The following is an 18,170-nucleotide window of genomic DNA, read 5'->3' as shown; positions in this document are numbered from 1 at the left end:
CGAAACCGGTACGCCGGTTTATTTGCAGTGAGCCCGAAATGAACATTACATCAAATGAAAATGAAAATGCCGGTGATGGAGAAGCATTGTCCATGGCAATAGGGCGTCTTTTTTTCACCACAGGAAAGTTCACTTTTGGAGGTTATAATCTTTGAGCACACCAAAGATCAAATCAGTAGTAGAAGAAATGGCCCAACCTTACCTCGATGAGCATGGTTTTGAACTGGTCGATGTCGAGTATGTCAAAGAGGGCAGCAATTGGTTTCTTCGCGTTTTTGTAGACAAAGACGGAGGAATTGATCTGGACGACTGCAGTATGATCAGTGAATATCTGGGTCAAAAGTTGGATGAAAATGACCCTGTTTCTACAGCATATTTTCTGGAAGTGTCTTCACCAGGCGCCGAAAGACCGCTGAAAAAAGCGGAGGACGTTACTAAAGCGGTAGGCAAAAACGTATTCGTTACTACATACGAGCCGATCAACGGTCTGAAGGAATTCGAAGGTCGTTTGCTTTCTTTTGAAGATGGGGAACTCACCGTTCAAAGCGGACAAAAGAAGCATGTTATACCTTATGACAAGGTAGCTGGTGCAAGGCTCGCGATCATATTTTAATTCAGATTTGACTGTTGCTGTTTGACATGTACTACATGTTTTTTGCCTCGTGTGCCGACCAGTACGCAGGTGCATCATTTGAAAGGGGGAGCAGTAATCCATGAGTATGGATTTTATTGAAGCAATGAACGAGTTGGAAAGAGAAAAGGGGATCAGCAAGGATGTGCTGTTTGAGGCCATTGAAGCAGCCTTGATTTCCAGTTACAAACGGAATTTCAACACCGCACAAAATGTGCGTGTTGATATGAACCGCAACTCGGGAGTCATTAAGGTATATGCCCGCAAGCTGATCGTTGAGGAGGTATTGGATCCTCGCACCGAGATTTCGTTGCCTGCGGCCCGTGAGATTAACCCGCATTTTCAGTTGGAAGATATCGCTGAAATTGAAGTCACACCACGTGATTTTGGACGGATTGCTGCACAAACTGCGAAGCAGGTCGTGACCCAGCGTATCCGCGAAGCGGAACGGGGACTGATCTACAACAAGTTTGTGGACAAGGAAGAGGATATTGTAACAGGAACTGTACAGCGCCAAGACCCACGTAATATTTATATTGATCTTGGTAAGGTGGAAGCGGTTCTCCCGTTAGGTGAATTGATGCCTAATGAGAAATTTAGCCATCTGGATCGAATTAAGGCTTATATCACCAAGGTAGAAAACACAACCAAAGGACCGCAAATTATGCTGTCCCGATCACATCCGGGTCTGCTTAAGCGTTTGTTCGAACTCGAAGTGCCTGAAATTTTTGATGGTGTTGTAGAGATTCGTTCCGTAGCGCGTGAAGCAGGCTTCCGTTCTAAAATCGCGGTTCATTCCCGTAACGCCGAGGTTGATCCGGTCGGCTCTTGTGTGGGTCCTAGAGGTACACGTGTACAGACCATTGTAAATGAGCTGCGTGGCGAAAAAATTGACATTGTACGTTATTCCGATAATGTTGATGAATACGTGGCTAATGCGCTGAGTCCATCCAAGGTGCTCGAAGTGCAAGTGTTTGAAGAAGAGAAAATGGCGCGTGTTATTGTGCCTGATTATCAGCTTTCTCTTGCTATTGGTATCAAAGGGCAAAATGCCCGTCTTGCTGCTAAGCTTACGGGCTGGAAAATTGATATTAAGAGTGAAACACAGGCGGAGGAAGAACTCGGCAGACCGAGAACATCCACCGATGAAATGCATCAGGATTCCGTTTCTGTAGATTAAGCGGAGTGTAGGGGGGTTAATGCATGAAACAGAGAAAGATACCTTTGCGCAAATGTGTGGCCTGTCATGAAATGATGCCAAAGAAGCAGTTGATCCGTGTCGTCAAAACCCCTGAAGACGAAGTGTTGATTGACTTGACTGGCAAAAAGTCGGGACGCGGCGCTTATTTGTGCGGCAAAGCCGCCTGCTTCAAGCTGGCTCAAAAGAGCAAGGCACTGGATCGAGCATTGAAGCACTCGGTTCATCCTGATATTTATGAGCAGCTAAGTCGTGATTTTGCTGCCGTCGAGGAAGAATTCCTGGCGGCACAAGGCAGCGTGCAGGATGAATAAGGCGCTGTCTGGATTGGGTCTTGCCATGAGAGCTGGCAAGCTGCTAACAGGTGATGAGATCGTTTATAAAGCGATCAGGTCTTCAGAAGCCAAGCTGGTCATTCTTGCGAAAGATGCTTCAATGAATACTCAAAAGAAATTCCGCGACAAATGCGGGACGTACAAAATCCCCTTATTGATAGGATTTGACCGGGAAAGCTTGGGAAGCAGTATCGGCAAACCTGAACGGGTTGTGCTGGCTGTGACGGATCAAGGATTCGCGAAATTGATCAAGAAACATGCGGGGATAATGTCGGAGGTGGAGTATATTGAGTAAACAAGAAAGCAAAGACAAAGTGCGGGTATACGAATACGCCAAATCGTTGAACATGAGCAGCAAAGAAATTATCACCATTCTTAAACGGCTGGATATTCCCGTGAACAACCATATGAGCGTCATGGAACATGATGCCGTAGGTAAAGTGGAAAGTTTTTTTAAGAATATTAAATCCAATGCTGCGGCCAAGCAAGGCGGGGCAGGTACGGCGCAAGTAAGCTCGAATCAGGCCGGTTCAAGCCAGAATAGTAATCATTCAACTGAGCAAACCAAAAATCAACAGGAAAAGCAGGTAAGTATGAATAGGACAAACAACAACCAAAACAGTAACCGAAGTAGCGCTCCAAAAGCGCAAAGCAGTCAGCAGGGCGGTCAAAACCGCAGTCAACAAAGTACTAGCAGACCCACTGGTCAGCAAAGTACACAGAACCGCAGTAATGGTCAACAACAGGGAGGACAACAGCGTCCCGGCGGTAACACAGGTTCGCGTCCTCAAGGTAACCAAAGCACTAACTCACGCCCTCAGGGAAGTAGTCAGGGTGGTACGGCTGTAAGAACATCATCCTCCACAGGTAGCAACAATGCGAACCGTAGTGGTGGCAACCGTACAGGTAGTAACTCCAGCAACGGTGGTAACCGTTCCGGTCAAGGACGTTTTGACGATAACCGTCAAGGCGGCGGACGCGGTGGTAACGGTGGTCGTGGAGGCAATAATCGCGGCGGCAGCAATCGTGGCGGGAAATTTAACAATCGTGGTAAAGGTCAACAACAGGAGCGTCGCGAGAAAATCGACAACACGCCTAAGAAAATTATTGTGCGTGGTGAGATGACTGTAGGCGAAACAGCCAAGCTTCTTCATAAGGATGCGTCAGAAGTCATCAAAAAGCTGATTGTGCTCGGAACAATGGCGACCATCAACCAGGAACTGGATATGGATACCATCCTCTTGCTTGCCGGAGACTTTGGTGTCGAGGTAGAAGTGAAAATTCCTGTCGAAGAAGATCGTTTTGAAACCGTGGAAGAAAATGATGATCCTGCGGATCTCAAAACACGTCCACCGGTTGTAACGATTATGGGTCACGTCGATCACGGTAAAACAACTTTGCTGGATGCCATTCGCTCAACTAATGTAACCGGTGGCGAAGCTGGCGGTATTACACAGCATATTGGTGCATACCAAGTTGAAATTAACAGCAAAAAAATCACTTTCCTGGATACACCGGGTCACGAAGCCTTTACTGCTATGCGTGCACGTGGTGCCCAAGTGACAGATATGACGATTATCGTGGTTGCAGCTGACGACGGTGTTATGCCACAGACGGTCGAAGCTATTAACCATGCGAAGGCGGCAGGTCTGCCCATTATCGTAGCTGTGAACAAGATCGACAAACCGGATGCCAACCCGGATAAAGTGAAGCAAGAACTCACTGAATATGAATTGGTACCTGAAGAGTGGGGCGGCGATACAATTTTCGTCAACGTTTCCGCGAAACAAAGAATGGGTCTGGAAGACCTGCTCGAGATGATTCTGCTCGTAGCTGAAGTGAATGAGTACAAAGCGAACCCGAACAAACGGGCACGTGGTACCATCATCGAGGCAGAACTTGATAAAGGTCGCGGTTCTGTAGCCCGTATCCTCGTTCAGAACGGTACACTGAAAGTCGGCGATGCTTTCGTAGCGGGTAACTGCTTCGGACGTGTGCGTGCCATGGTCAACGATAAAGGTCGTCGTCTTAAGGAAGCAGGTCCTTCCACTCCAGTTGAAATTACTGGTTTGACAGAAGTTCCACTTGCTGGCGATCCATTCATGGTGTTTGAGGATGAGCGCAAAGCTCGTGCTATTGCTGATAGACGTGCGATCACGCAACGCCAATCTGATCTGGGCAGTAATACCCGTGTAACACTGGATGACCTGTTCCAACACATCAAGGATGGCGAAATGAAGGATCTGAACGTCATTATTAAAGGTGACGTACAAGGTTCCGTCGAAGCGTTGAAAGGTTCCTTGAACAAGATTGAAGTCGAAGGTGTGCGTGTTAAAATTCTTCACAGTGGTGCAGGAGCAATCACCGAATCCGATATTATTTTGGCAGCAGCTTCCAATGCTATTGTCATTGGTTTTAATGTTCGTCCGGATAACCAGGCGAAATCTACAGCGGAAGCTGAAAAAGTGGATATTCGTCTACACCGTGTCATTTACAATGTCATTGAAGAAATAGAGCAAGCCATGAAGGGCATGCTGGATCCTGAATATAAAGAAAATGTGATTGGGCATGCTGAAGTACGTAACGTATTCAAAGTTACTAAAGTCGGTACGATCGCTGGTTGTATGGTGACATCCGGTAAAATTACCCGTTCAGCAGAAGCACGCCTGATTCGTGATGGCATCGTCATTTTTGAAGGTAAAATCGACTCACTGAAACGCTTTAAGGACGACGCAAAAGAAGTTGCCCAAGGTTACGAATGCGGTATTACCCTTGATGGCTATAATGATGTTAAGGAACTCGACATTATTGAAGCGTTCGTCATGGAAACAGTGGAGCGCTAACGGCAGAGAGGTGAGCATCCATGGCTAAAATACGTACAGGTCGGGTTGGCGAGCAGATCAAGAAGGAGCTAAGCCAACTCATACAAACTGAATTAAAAGACCCCCGCATCGGTTTTATCACGGTAACGGGTGTCGATCTTACAAATGATTTGTCCCAAGCGAAAATATACTTGAGCGTGCTCGGGGATGAAGAACAAAAAAATTCTTCCCTGAAGGCATTGGACAAAGCGAACGGTTATCTTCGTTCTGAACTCGGCAAACGGATACGGCTGCGCCATATTCCTGAGTTGATTTTCAAAATTGACGAATCTATTGCTTACGGTAGTCGAATTGAAAAACTGCTGAGTGATATCGACAAGGATGAAAAATAAAACTTTTAGTTTGTCTGAAGGAACCATGAACTGAATGTAAAGGAGAAGGCAATGCATACCTATGAACAGGCGCTTCAACAAGCGAAGGAATTTATTCTGGAGCATGATGATTACCTGATCGTATCGCATGTACAGCCGGACGGAGACGCAGTCAGCTCCACCGTAACGGTGGGCTGGCTTCTCTCATGTCTGGGGAAGAAATTTACCATGCTAAATGAGGGACCTATTCCCAAGCGTATGGATTTTTTATGGCATGCCGATGAGATTATGGATATGAGCCAGCAACCGCCAGAACGGAAATACAACCGGATCATTTGTGTAGATTGTGCGGATTACCGTCGTGTTGGTTTGACAGAGCAGTTTTTTACGGAAGATGCCATTATCCTGAATATTGATCATCATCCAACGAATGATGCGTATGGTACAGTTAATGTGATTAAATCGGATGCTGCGGCAACAGCAGAAATTCTTTTTGACCTACTGAAAGAATTCGCAGTAACTTGGGATGTCGAAATAGCTACGGCTTTATATACAGGGTTGCTAACGGATACAGGAGGTTTCCGTTACTCCAACACTTCACCGAAAGTGATGTCTACTGTGTCACAGCTACTTGCTTACGGTGTAGATGGTCCATCTTTATCCGAGAAATTGCTCGAGGAAATGACTTTTCCACAAATGAAGGTGCTGACAAAAGCATTGCAGACGCTCACGATGTCGGAGGATGGAAAAGTTGCTTGGGTCGTAGTATCACCTGACGACATGACGGAATGTGGCGCTGTAAATGAGGACTTGGAAGGCATTGTGAATTATCCAAGAAATATTCGTGGAGTTGAGGTAGGCATTTTCTTTAAGGTTATTAATGATCAAGCGGTCAAGGCCAGCTTGAGGTCGGCAGGAAATGTTGATGTAGCTGCGCTGGCTCAATCATTTGGGGGCGGTGGACATGTACGTGCAGCTGGCTGCCGTCTCGAGGGTAAGCTGGGAGATATCATCGAGACAGTTGTAGGGCGGGTGAAGTCTGAGCTATGAACCCGATAAAGAAGGAACAGGCAACTTGGGAAGGCGTTCTACCTGTCTATAAACCTGCTGGATTTACCTCTCATGATGTGGTGGCCAAGGCTCGCCGTTTATTAGGTATGAAGCGAATCGGACACACTGGAACGCTTGATCCGCAAGTAACTGGTGTTTTGCCTTTGTGTCTGGGACGTGCCACCCGTGTGGTGGAATACATGCAAGAGCGGCCCAAAGAATATCGGGCTACACTGCGATTAGGAATTGCCACGGATACCGAAGACCTAACTGGGAAAATCACGGAAGAGAGTGAACGTCCAGTAGAGGTGACGGAAGTGGAAGTCAAAGCGGTTTTGAAACGTTTTGTTGGTACGATTTCCCAAGTGCCTCCAATGTTCTCCGCGCTAAAAGTGGATGGCAAACGTCTATATGAACTGGCTCGAGAAGGCAAAACCGTGGAACGCAAAAGTCGTGAAGTGAGCATTTACGAGTTGGAAATGACGGGATTCGCGGAGACGGGGGCGTATGTGGATATTTCTTTTCGTGCCTTATGCTCCAAAGGTACTTATATCCGTACACTATGTGTTGATATTGGCCGTGAATTAGGATATCCTTCAACGATGGTTAAGCTGGAGCGAACCATGTCTGCGGGAATTCCTGCGGAACGTTGTCTGACTTTCGAAGAGATAGAGCGTTTCGTAGCGGATGGTAGTCTTGGAGAGCGACTTATTACAACGGATCAGGCGATTGACTATATGCCTGAGCATATAGTGGCTGAAGCCAAGGTAACTGCGGCTCTGCAAGGCCAACGTCTGTCGCTGAATATGATTTCACCACCTGTGACGGACAACCAGCCCTTCCGTTTGTATAAAGAGGATAAAACGTTTTTAGGCATATATGGTCGGGATGAATCAGACGCGATCGCTCCCATTAAAGTTTTTTTACCTTGAATTGTGCTATAATTTTGACGAAGTTAGTCAAATGATGTGAAATGCAGGTGAATTAATAATGATTACCGTATCGTTATCTTATCCATTGAGTGATGAGCTTTTGCAGCAATGGGGACGTCCACAGGTCACGGCGATCGGTCAGTTTGATGGTCTTCATCTGGGACACGCAAGCGTGATACGTAAGGCCGTTGCGCTGGCTCGTGAACAGCAAGTGCCGGTATCTGTCATGACATTTCATCCTCACCCAAAGGAAGTCATGAAAAAAGGCGATTATGAAGGTTATTTAACACCGCTTGCGGACAAGCAGACTATTCTAGCTGATATGGGTGTGGACGTACTTTATATTTTGAGTTTTAACGAAGAATTTTCTAAGGTCAGCCCTGAGGCGTTTATAAGCGATGTGCTGCTTCCATTGCAAATTCGAACAGCGGTAGTAGGCTTTGATTTTCGGTTTGGCCACCGGGGAGCCGGGCATGAGGATACCCTCCGTAAGCTGGGAGGAGAGCTGATGTCTGTACACACCGTATCACCGTTCGAGCTGGATGGGGACAAGGTGAGCAGTTCTGGCATTCGCCGTGCTTTACAGAACGGGGATCTAGCACATGCCTCTCGCTGGTTGGGACGTCCTTATCGTATCCAAGGTACTGTAATGGATGGAGAGAAGCGCGGACGTACGATCGGTTTTCCGACTGCTAATCTCAAACTGGATGATACCTACGTGATTCCGATCAAGGGTGTATACGCTGTACGGGCGCTTGTAGGCGATCGTTGGATAAATGGTGTAATGAATGTAGGGGTTAAGCCTACTTTTCATGAAGGTGTGCTGAATCCGTCGTTTGAGGTACACCTATTTGATTTTAATCAGCAAATTTATGGGAATTCTGTGCTTGTGGAGCTTCACCATTACATCCGCCCTGAACGCAAATTCTCTTCGGTGGATGAGCTGATCAGCCAAATTGGCAATGACGCACAAACGGCTAAAAAGCTGTTAGGCTAATTTATTTACATAAGACAGGCGCTGTGTTATACTGACTTATGTTGTGTAAACAACGATGAACCTTAGCTTGGTTGTCCGCTTTCACCGGCGGCTACGAGGCTAATGGCGATTATAATGAAGGAGGTGAACAGGATGGCATTGACTCAAGAGCGTAAACAGCAATTGATCGAGGAGTACAAAACTCATGAATCCGATACAGGATCACCAGAGGTACAAATCGCTATCCTTACTGAAAACATCGTCAACTTGCAAAGTCACTTTCGTTCGCACAAGAAAGACCATCACTCCCGCCGCGGGTTGTTGAAAATGGTCGGTCAGCGTCGTAAACTTTTGGCTTACCTGAAGAAGACTGATGTTAAACGTTACAGTGCGTTGATCGAGCGTCTCGGACTGCGTCGTTAATTTTCAGACATGTAATGAGAAAAGAAGCCTGGTTGTTCACCGCTTGTCCCTGCTAAGGCGACGGCGGACAGCAGCCGGGTTCTTTTTTGAAATGAGGAATCTTTTTTTGAATTACATATCCTGATTTGTCTGCTAGCTTCTTATGAATAAGCCCTGCGCAGGAAATACTGGATATGTATAGAACTTTTACAATGAAATGAAATGGAGGGATACCATGGAGCAACGCGTAGAAATGCAGCTCGGCGGAAGAAAGCTGGTGCTGGAAACAGGACGTCTTGCGAAACAAGCCAATGCGGCAGTTAAAGTGAGCTACGGAGAAACAGTTGTGCTTTGTACCGTGACCGCTTCCCGTGAACCGAAAGATTTGGACTTTTTTCCCCTGACCGTAAACTATGAGGAAAGATTGTATGCTGTAGGGAAAATTCCTGGCGGATTTATTAAACGTGAAGGACGTCCGAGTCAAAAAGCAATTTTGTCCAGCCGTTTGACAGACCGTCCAATTCGCCCATTGTTCCCGGAAGGTTTCCGGAATGATGTACAGGTGTTGAACCTGGTTATGAGTGTCGATCAGGATTGCGAACCTGAAATTGCAGCAATGATCGGAACCTCGGCAGCACTTAGCATTTCGGATGTACCTTTTAATGGGCCAATCGGTGGAGTCGCTGTAGGACGTGTAGACGGGCAATTTGTGATTAACCCGGATATTGCACAGCAGAATGCAAGCGATCTGTACCTGGTTGTAGCCGGAACGAAAGATGCCATCATGATGGTAGAAGCCGAGGGCAATGAGATTCCAGAGGAAGTTATGCTGGAAGCTATTATGTTCGGTCATGATGAGATTAAGAACATTGTGGCAGTCATTGAACAATTGGTGCAAGTAGCAGGTAAAGAAAAAATGCAGGTTAAACTGCATGCTGTTGATGAAAAAGTGAACAGTGAAGTACGTGCTTATGCAGCTGAACGTTTAATGGAAGCTGTTAAAATTGCAGAAAAACACGCCCGTCAAGAGGCGATTGATGCAGTCAACGAAGAGACAGTTGCCCATTTTGAATCACAATACATAGAGACACCTGAGCTTTTGAGCGACGTGAGCGAAGTTCTCTATGATATCGTCAAGGAAGAAGTACGTCGTCTGATCACGCATGATAAAGTGCGTCCTGATGGTCGTAAGCTTGACGAAATTCGTCCGATTGAAAGCGACACTAGCATTTTGCCGCGTACTCATGGTTCGGGCTTATTTACACGCGGTCAAACGCAAGCACTTAGCATTTGTACACTTGGTGCATTGGGTGATGTACAAATTTTGGACGGTATTGATCTGGAAGAAACAAAACGCTTCATGCATCATTACAATTTCCCGCCATTCAGCGTAGGTGAGGCTCGTCCTTTGCGTGCGCCAGGCCGTCGTGAAATCGGACATGGTGCTCTTGGTGAACGTGCACTTTCCAAAGTAATTCCTTCCGAAACTGAATTTCCATACACCATCCGTTTGGTTTCCGAGGTACTGGAATCAAATGGTTCGACTTCACAAGCTAGTATTTGTGCAAGTACACTGGCTATGATGGATGCAGGTGTACCGATTAAAGCTCCGGTTGCAGGTGTAGCGATGGGATTAATCAAGGATGGAGACCATGTTTCCGTATTGACTGATATCCAAGGGATGGAAGACCACCTGGGCGATATGGACTTTAAAGTTGCTGGTACCGCGGAAGGCGTAACTGCCATTCAAATGGATATTAAAATTAACGGTATTGACCGCCAGATTTTACAGGATGCGCTCAAGCAAGCTAAAGAAGGACGCTTATTCATTCTTAGCAAAATGATGGAAGCGATCCAGAAGCCACGTGAGCAGTTGTCTCAGTATGCTCCAAAAATTATGACGATGCACATTAACCCGGACAAAATCCGTGATGTTATTGGAGCTGGTGGTAAAATCATCAACAAAATCATCGAAGAAACCGGCGTGAAAATCGATATTGAACAAGATGGTCGTGTGTTCATCGCTTCCACAAATCAAGAGATGAATGAAAAAGCACGTTCCATTATTGAGGGTATCGTAAAGGAAGTCGTGGTCGGTGAGATTTACATCGGTACAGTAAAACGGATTGAGAAATTCGGTGCATTTGTTGAAATTTTACCGGGCAAAGATGGTCTGGTTCATATTTCTCAACTGTCTACTGAACGTGTAGCCAAGGTTGAAGATGTAATTGCTATTGGGGATACAATTACGGTGAAAGTAACCGAAATTGATCAACAAGGTCGTGTCAATCTGTCCCGTAAGGCTGTTCTGACTGCAGAAGCACCTGCAAAATCCTAGGTACCTGCATGTTGCAGACTAGAAAGGCAGGAGTAGCTTTTCGTATTAACAGTACAAGGGATTTGAATAGCATTGTTTAAGCTTTTGGAAAGAGGCAGAGCTACGTTTCTGGCTCTTTTTTCATACATATGCACAAGCTGCGCCAAAGTAGGCTTCTAGAGGCTACTGCGTCATAGTTCTTGTCCTCCCCGCATACAATGTGGACAAACGGGCGGGAGGATGAAGGAATCATGAGTAGGGCAAAAAGAGCAGTGTGGGTGGTAGCCAGTTTAGCCATCACACTGGTAATCGGACAGTTTAGCGGGGTTCGTGACTTCGCTAATCAATTACGCAATGGAGACGCTACAGGAGTTGGGGAGCCTAAAGCTGAAACAACGATGGCGATGGCGGCTTTACCCGATAATGCGCTTATGCAGCGACTAAGAACAGAAGCAGCCCGTCAGCGGCGGGAACCAGTTGATGCCAAGATCGACAGGGTATGGAAGGCTATTCCAGGCTATAACGGACTGGAGGTGGATTTGGATGCTACCTATCGCAAAGCGATTGCATCTCCGGATCGACCCATTCAATATGTATATCGGCAATTGGCACCTAAAATACATTTAAATCAGCTTGGTAATGTTCCAATTTACAAGGGGAATCCCGAAAAGCCAATGGTATCCTTCATGATCAATGTAGCATGGGGGAATGAATTTATCCTGCCAATACTGAACACGCTGGATCAGGAAAAGGTCAAGGCTACATTTTTTCTTGATGGAAGTTGGCTGAAAAAAAATCCTGAACTCGCCAAGGAGATTCAAAAAAGAGGACATGAGCTTTCGAATCATGCTTACTCTCATCCGAATATGAGCCGTCTGAGTCGGGCCAGAGCCACACAAGAAATTGAAAAGACACAAGAGCTTCTTCAAGAAACTTTGGGCGTCAAAAATAACTGGTTTGCCCCTCCATCGGGCGATTTTAATCAGCAAACGGTGGATATAGCAGCAGAACGTGGGCTCAAAACAGTGTTGTGGACATTGGACACTGTAGATTGGAAACATCCGTCACCGGAATCGGTGATTAACAAAATCAGTAGTAAGGTTGAATCAGGCACACTGATATTAATGCACCCAACAGATTCCTCAGCGGCTGCTCTCAAAGGCATGATCCATGCCATTCGTAGTAAGGGACTTGTGCTCGGAACTGTCAGTCAGACACTTTCCCCTGATCGACAGCTACCTGCTCTGGTTGAGTGAACGTCTTTTTTCTGTTAGGATTGAACATTATGGCTAAGTATGCAATTCAGTTTAGGAGGGCCAATCGTGGAAAGAATTCAACTCAAAAACGGCCTAAGAGTGGTCATTGAAAAAATTCCAACCGTGCGTTCTGTTTCTTTCGGTATCTGGGTTAAAACCGGCTCCCGAAATGAAACGCCGGACAATAGCGGTATTTCTCATTTTATCGAACACATGCTTTTCAAAGGAACAGAGCGTTTTAACGCTAAGGAAATCGCTGAGCAATTCGATGCCATCGGAGGAAATGTTAATGCTTTCACTTCGAAGGAATATACATGCTATTATGCCAAGGTGTTGGATGAGCATCTACCGATCGCAGTTGATGTGCTGTCTGATATGTTTTTTAATTCCAAACTAGATCAGGAAGAATTGGCAAAAGAGAAGAATGTGATTTTGGAGGAAATCTCCATGTACGAGGATACACCGGATGATATGGTGCATGATCTTGTATCTCGCGCGGCCTATGGTGAACATCCACTGGCTTATCCGATTCTCGGAACCGAAGATCACCTGCTTGCTATGGATAGCTCACATCTCAGCCATTATATGAGGGAGCATTATACAATCGACAATACAGTTATCAGTGTGGCTGGTAATGTTGATGATCGCTTGGTAGAATTGTTGGAGCGACATTTTGGACATTTTGATATTCATGGAACCGTTTCGCCGCTGACAGTACCTGCGTTTAACGGTGAGCTGTTGTATCATGAGAAAGCAACGGAGCAAAATCATATTTGTTTATCCCTGCCTGGATTTGCAACGGGTGACGAACTCCAGTATGCTATGGTTTTGCTGAATAACGCGATCGGCGGCGGCATGAGTTCACGTTTGTTTCAAGAAATTCGGGAAAAGCGTGGACTGGCTTATTCGGTCTATTCCTATCATAGCTCCCATGCGGACAGTGGTATGTTCACGATCTATGCAGGTACGGCTCCTAAGCAAACAAAGGACGTGCTGGATTTGACGCTGGAGCTTTTACGAGATGTGGCTGTCAACGGTTTGGACGCTAATGAGCTTCGTAAAGGTAAGGAGCAATTAAAAGGAAGTTTGATTTTAAGCCTTGAAAGTACAGGTAGCCGGATGAATCGGCTTGGAAAAAATGAATTGATGCTTGGTCAGCATTATACGCTGGATCAAATGATCGAGCATATCGAGCAAGTGACGGCAAATGATGTGAATAAAGTGCTGGATCGGATGTTCTCGGAGCCGTTTGCCCTGTCGATGGTGGGAGCGAGTGATTCAGCGGTAAAGGATATGAGGAGGGACTATTTTGTTAACTTACGTGGAAATTAACAGACTCGCGGGCAATGAAGATATTGAGCTGCCCCGCAAAATGTCAGAGCTTGCATCAGGGTTTGACTTGTATGCAGCAGTACAGGAAAATCTGGTACTGGAACCCGGCAAACGTTGCCTCGTTCCAACTGGATTTGCAATAGCTATGCCAGCGGGATTGGAGGCACAGATCCGTCCGCGAAGTGGACTGGCTCTTAAGCATGGTATTACTTGTCTCAATACACCGGGAACGATTGATGCGGATTATCGTGGGGAGATTAAGGTACTTCTTATTAATTTGGGCGAGGAATCGTTCACGATTACGCGCAATGAGCGAATTGCACAAATGGTATTTCAGGTTGTACCTGAGGTAGAGCTGAAACAAGTAGACCATTTATCTGAAACAGTGCGTGGTGCTGGAGGCTTTGGCCATACAGGACGCTGAGGTTATGGTTGGTTTGCGATATACGAATGTCTATTTTGTAAAATCTTCAAATTTCTTGCTTAAGAGTAAGCATGCAAATAAAGGTCGCCTCATAAAGGGGCGGCTTTTTTTTGTGTTTTTTCACCCCTCTCCGGGCACTCGCATAGACTAAAAGCATATCGTGTCTCGGAAAGGAGTGATCCGGATGCTAACAGGAATACGCGTCGTTGTTTTGGGTGGCGATGCGAGGCAGCTTGAGGTAATCCGCAAATGTGTGGACATGGATGCTACCGTCAGTGTGGTCGGTTTTGACAAGCTTGAAGTACCACTCAAAGGAGTGACACTAGAACCAATGTCTGTCAAGCTGCTGGAATCGTCAGACGCACTGATTTTGCCGGTGGTGGGATGCGATGAGGAAGGCAACGTAAATGCACTTTTTGGAGCACAGAAGCTCCAGTTTCTGAATGAGCATGCTGCTGCTCTTCCACCGCATTGTGTTGTATATACAGGGATGGCGCGGACGTACTTAAAAGAAATTTGTACCAGACATGAGTTAAAGCTGGTAGAGCTGCTGGAGAGAGATGATGTGGCCATATACAACTCTATACCTACGGCCGAAGGCGCACTGATGATGGCCATTCAGCATACCGATTTTACGATTCACGGTGCAGATTGTATGGTTCTAGGCATGGGACGGACTGGATTTACCATGGCAAGGGCACTACAGGGGTTGGGAGCCAGAGTGAAGGTTGGAGTACGGCGGGCAGAGGATGCAGCGAGAGCCGTGGAAATGGGTTGGAAGCCTTTTATGACAAGGGATTTAGCGCAAGAGACAAAGGGAGTTGACTTGATTTTTAATACGATACCCTCTATGATTATCACAGCGCAAATCCTGTCTAAATTGCCATTGAGCACCGTGATTATAGATCTTGCTTCCGCCCCGGGCGGATGTGATTTCCGTTATGCGGAAAAGCGTGGAATCAAGGCTATGCTTGCCCCTGGTCTTCCCGGTATTGTTGCTCCCAAAACTGCTGGTGCCATTATAGCGAATACGCTGGTGCAGTTGTTAATGGAAGATAATCCTGATCGGGGGGATGCACAATGAGTTGGCAAGGGAAAACAGTAGGTTATGCAATTACAGGCTCACATTGCACATTTGAAGAGGTAATGCCTGTTATACAGCGCTTTGTTGATGAGGGTGCGAAGGTCATTCCTATTATATCCAATACAGTACTAACAACGGATACTCGCTTTGGTACTTCGCAAAGTTGGCAAAAACAGTTGAAAGATATAACAGGGAATGATATCATTTCTACAATTGTGGAGGCTGAGCCACTGGGTCCCTCCCAAATACTCGATGTGCTGGTGATTGCACCTTTGACGGGGAATTCAATGAGTAAGTTAGCGAATGCGATGACAGACAGTCCGGTTTTGATGGCTGCCAAGGCGCAATTGCGCAACGGTCGTCCACTTCTTTTAGCCATATCTACTAATGATGGACTGGGTCTAAATGCTGCCAATATCGCCAAATTACTCGTAGCCAAAAATATCTTTTTTGTGCCGTTCGGACAGGACAATCCAGTTAAAAAGCCGAACTCGCTTGTAGCTAACATGGAGTTGATTCCCGAGGCTGCTTATGAAGCATTGCAAGGTAAACAGCTTCAGCCGATGATTGTGGAACGCAAGACCCCATGAAGTACTATAGTTAACTGCTGAGCATCCCTCGCCTAGAAGATGATTCGATATTGTATCGAGTCTAATTTCTTGTTGGCGGTGGATGCTTTCAGAATAAAAAATGGTTTTTTAGTCGAGAAGGGGAGATACACCAGATGAGCAATAGAAAGTTTAATGTAGCTGTCGTTGGAGCAACAGGCGCTGTAGGAGAACAGATCGTAAATCTGCTGGAAAAACGGGATTTTCCTGTGGACAAAATCAAATTTCTTTCTTCGCCTCGTTCTGCCGGCACGTTAATTAGCTTTAAAGGTCAGCAAATTCCAGTAGAGATTGCTACCCCCGACAGCTTTGAAGGAATCGACATTGCTTTGTTTAGTGCAGGTGGAGACGTAAGTAAGGAATTGGCGCCGCATGCTGTTCGTCATGGGGCGGTTTGCATTGACAACACCAATGCATTCCGAATGGATCCGACAGCTCCTCTTGTAGTGCCTGAGGTGAATAGCGACAAAATTGCCGAGCATCAAGGAATTATTGCGAACCCGAACTGCTCCACCATTCAGATGGTAGCTGCTTTGAAACCATTATATGATCAGTATGGCATTTCTCGTATCATAGTATCCACATACCAGGCCGTTTCCGGGGCTGGAAGCCGAGCTATTGATGAATTGAATCGTCAAAGCGCAGCGATTCTTAACGGTGATGAAGTTCAGCCTGATCTGTTACCAGTAGGCTCGTTGCCAGTAAAGCATCAGATTGCTTTCAATGCTATCCCGCAAATCGATAAATTCCAGGACAATGGTTATACACTGGAAGAAATGAAAATGGTACGTGAAACGAAAAAAATACTGGGTGACGAATCTGTGGACGTAACAGCAACGTGTGTACGTATTCCTGTTGTATACGGTCACTCGGAATCTGTATATGTAGAACTTAAAAAAGATTATGATTTAGAAGAAATCCGCAATCTGCTGGCTTCGGCACCGGGAGTAACGCTAGTGGACGATCCTGCTGCTCAGCTTTATCCACTGGCATCCGAAGCTGCTGGAAAACCTGACGTATTTGTGGGGCGTGTACGCCGTGATTTGGGCAATAGCCGTGGATTGAATTTGTGGGTTGTATCCGATAATCTGCTCAAAGGAGCGGCATGGAACGCGGTGCAAATCGCGGAAATTATTGCTGCAAACGCGGAGTAACGTTCCGATATGGGGGAAGAATAATGGGTATTTTGGTGCAAAAATTTGGGGGAACCTCGCTGTCCACACCTGAAGCACGTCAACTTGTGCTGGCACATGTGAAGCGGGAGCTGGAGCAAAATCTTCAATTGGTTGTTGTTGTGTCGGCAATGGGGAGAAAAGGAGAGCCTTATGCCACCGACACGCTGCTGGATTGGGCGGCGTCTAACGGCGACAGTCTTCCGAAGCGCGAGCGGGATTTACTGCTGTGCTGTGGTGAAATCATTTCTGCTGCTACATTATGCAGCCTGATGGAGAAGGAAGGTATTCCTGCTACGGTGCTAACTGGGGCACAGGCGGGCTTTATTACGGATGATCAATACGGCAATGCTCGTATTTTGGATATAAAGCCAGACCGTGTTGTTGAAGAGTTGAACCAAGGCAGAGTTGTCATTGTGACAGGTTTTCAGGGACAAACAGCAGACGGTGATATGACCACCTTGGGTCGGGGCGGCAGCGATACGTCAGCTACTGCTCTGGGTGCTGCTCTACATGCGGATATGGTCGATATTTATACGGATGTGAATGGTATATTAACCGCCGATCCGCGCATTGTGGAAAATGCAAAGCCACTTACACATGTTAGCTATACGGAGATTTGCAATATGGCTCATCAGGGAGCAAAGGTTATCCATCCTCGTGCTGTTGAAATCGCCATGCAGGCTAATATCCCGGTCCGTGTTCGCTCTACCTTCTCTGAAGGAGAAGGTACGTTAGTTACCCACCCGGAAGGCTTTAAAGACGTGCAGGCAGACATCGTAGACCGTTTCGTGACCGGTATTGCGTATGTCGGCAATGTCACTCAGATTAATGTTGAATTAAAGCCGGGTTTGGAGCACTTGCAATTACAAGTATTCAAATCTATGGCTGAACATGGAATCAGCGTTGACTTTATTAACGTAACTCCATCGGGGGCAGTTTATACTGTGTTCGATCATGATGGAAGCAAAGCGGTTGAAGTATTGAACGGTTTGGGTCTAGAACCTAAGATACTGGCCGGGTGTGCTAAAGTTTCTGTCATAGGCGGTGGTATCAACGGGGTACCGGGCATTATGGCGACGATTGTGGAGGCATTGGCAGAATCAGACGTACAGATCCTTCAATCCGCAGATTCCAACACGACGATCTGGGTACTTGTTAAAAAAGAAGATATGGTGCAGGCTGTACGCGCATTGCATAATAAATTTGAACTCCATCAATAGGTGCATTGTCCGTGCTCGGACTTGCAAAAAGGAGGCA

The 18,170-nt window shown here is 46.3% G+C and carries 18 protein-coding genes; all 18 read left to right on the top strand.

The window, feature by feature from the left end:
• Positions 1-151: 151 nt before the first annotated feature.
• Positions 152-613 carry a ribosome maturation factor RimP gene (gene rimP, locus NSS66_RS01295; protein ID WP_013309926.1) on the top strand — a complete coding sequence of 154 codons (462 nt, stop codon included), beginning with the start codon at positions 152-154 and terminating at the stop codon, positions 611-613.
• 100 nt (positions 614-713) lie between these two features.
• A complete protein-coding gene (nusA, locus tag NSS66_RS01290; RefSeq protein ID WP_013309927.1) occupies positions 714-1,811 on the top strand; it encodes a transcription termination factor NusA in 1,098 nt (365 codons plus the stop codon).
• A 23-nt stretch (positions 1,812-1,834) separates the two neighbouring features.
• Positions 1,835-2,143, top strand: coding sequence for an RNase P modulator RnpM (gene rnpM / locus NSS66_RS01285; RefSeq protein ID WP_007430067.1), 309 nt, complete (start codon positions 1,835-1,837; stop codon positions 2,141-2,143).
• Positions 2,136-2,459: a L7Ae/L30e/S12e/Gadd45 family ribosomal protein gene (locus NSS66_RS01280; RefSeq protein ID WP_013309928.1), complete on the top strand. Its 324-nt coding sequence runs from the start codon at positions 2,136-2,138 to the stop codon at positions 2,457-2,459. The genes rnpM and NSS66_RS01280 overlap by 8 nt, the downstream gene beginning before the upstream one ends.
• Positions 2,452-5,007, top strand: coding sequence for a translation initiation factor IF-2 (gene infB / locus NSS66_RS01275; protein ID WP_028542714.1), 2,556 nt, complete (start codon positions 2,452-2,454; stop codon positions 5,005-5,007). Before NSS66_RS01280 ends, infB begins: the two co-directional genes overlap by 8 nt.
• A gap of 20 nt (positions 5,008-5,027) precedes the next feature.
• Positions 5,028-5,378: a 30S ribosome-binding factor RbfA gene (gene rbfA, locus NSS66_RS01270; RefSeq protein ID WP_010346342.1), complete on the top strand. Its 351-nt coding sequence runs from the start codon at positions 5,028-5,030 to the stop codon at positions 5,376-5,378.
• 51 nt (positions 5,379-5,429) lie between these two features.
• Complete coding sequence (locus NSS66_RS01265; RefSeq protein WP_023988218.1) at positions 5,430-6,407, top strand: DHH family phosphoesterase; 978 nt, start codon at positions 5,430-5,432, stop codon at positions 6,405-6,407.
• Positions 6,404-7,339, top strand: a complete 936-nt coding sequence (gene truB, locus NSS66_RS01260; protein WP_053325268.1) for a tRNA pseudouridine(55) synthase TruB — start codon at positions 6,404-6,406, stop codon at positions 7,337-7,339. Before NSS66_RS01265 ends, truB begins: the two co-directional genes overlap by 4 nt.
• Before the next feature lie 58 nt (positions 7,340-7,397).
• A complete protein-coding gene (locus NSS66_RS01255; RefSeq protein ID WP_028542712.1) occupies positions 7,398-8,336 on the top strand; it encodes a bifunctional riboflavin kinase/FAD synthetase in 939 nt (312 codons plus the stop codon).
• Between the two features lie 132 nt (positions 8,337-8,468).
• On the top strand, positions 8,469-8,738 hold the full coding sequence (gene rpsO, locus NSS66_RS01250) for a 30S ribosomal protein S15 (protein WP_007430074.1): 270 nt from the start codon (positions 8,469-8,471) through the stop codon (positions 8,736-8,738).
• A gap of 214 nt (positions 8,739-8,952) precedes the next feature.
• A complete protein-coding gene (gene pnp / locus NSS66_RS01245; protein ID WP_023988221.1) occupies positions 8,953-11,055 on the top strand; it encodes a polyribonucleotide nucleotidyltransferase in 2,103 nt (700 codons plus the stop codon).
• 230 nt (positions 11,056-11,285) lie between these two features.
• Positions 11,286-12,290: a polysaccharide deacetylase family protein gene (locus tag NSS66_RS01240; protein ID WP_179085422.1), complete on the top strand. Its 1,005-nt coding sequence runs from the start codon at positions 11,286-11,288 to the stop codon at positions 12,288-12,290.
• A gap of 66 nt (positions 12,291-12,356) precedes the next feature.
• The gene (locus NSS66_RS01235; RefSeq protein WP_028542710.1) at positions 12,357-13,622 is read left to right on the top strand and encodes a M16 family metallopeptidase; all 1,266 of its coding nucleotides are present in this window, start codon (positions 12,357-12,359) and stop codon (positions 13,620-13,622) included.
• The gene (gene dut, locus NSS66_RS01230; RefSeq protein WP_023988224.1) at positions 13,600-14,046 is read left to right on the top strand and encodes a dUTP diphosphatase; all 447 of its coding nucleotides are present in this window, start codon (positions 13,600-13,602) and stop codon (positions 14,044-14,046) included. The genes NSS66_RS01235 and dut overlap by 23 nt, the downstream gene beginning before the upstream one ends.
• 184 nt (positions 14,047-14,230) lie before the next feature.
• Complete coding sequence (gene dpsA, locus NSS66_RS01225) at positions 14,231-15,130, top strand: dipicolinate synthase subunit DpsA (protein ID WP_028542709.1); 900 nt, start codon at positions 14,231-14,233, stop codon at positions 15,128-15,130.
• The gene (locus tag NSS66_RS01220) at positions 15,127-15,720 is read left to right on the top strand and encodes a dipicolinate synthase subunit B (protein WP_023988226.1); all 594 of its coding nucleotides are present in this window, start codon (positions 15,127-15,129) and stop codon (positions 15,718-15,720) included. The genes dpsA and NSS66_RS01220 overlap by 4 nt, the downstream gene beginning before the upstream one ends.
• A gap of 134 nt (positions 15,721-15,854) precedes the next feature.
• Entirely contained in the window at positions 15,855-16,892 is a 1,038-nt protein-coding gene (locus NSS66_RS01215; RefSeq protein WP_013309939.1) for an aspartate-semialdehyde dehydrogenase, read from the top strand.
• A 23-nt stretch (positions 16,893-16,915) separates the two neighbouring features.
• A complete protein-coding gene (gene dapG / locus NSS66_RS01210) occupies positions 16,916-18,133 on the top strand; it encodes an aspartate kinase (RefSeq protein ID WP_013309940.1) in 1,218 nt (405 codons plus the stop codon).
• The last annotated feature ends 37 nt before the right edge of the window (positions 18,134-18,170 follow it).

Source organism: Paenibacillus sp. FSL R10-2748, from assembly GCF_038005565.1.
In the GTDB taxonomy this organism is placed as follows: Bacteria; Bacillota; Bacilli; order Paenibacillales; family Paenibacillaceae; genus Paenibacillus; species Paenibacillus polymyxa_B.
The sequence above is the reverse complement of the archived record's forward strand: the minus strand, read 5'-3'. Positions and strand labels throughout refer to the sequence as shown.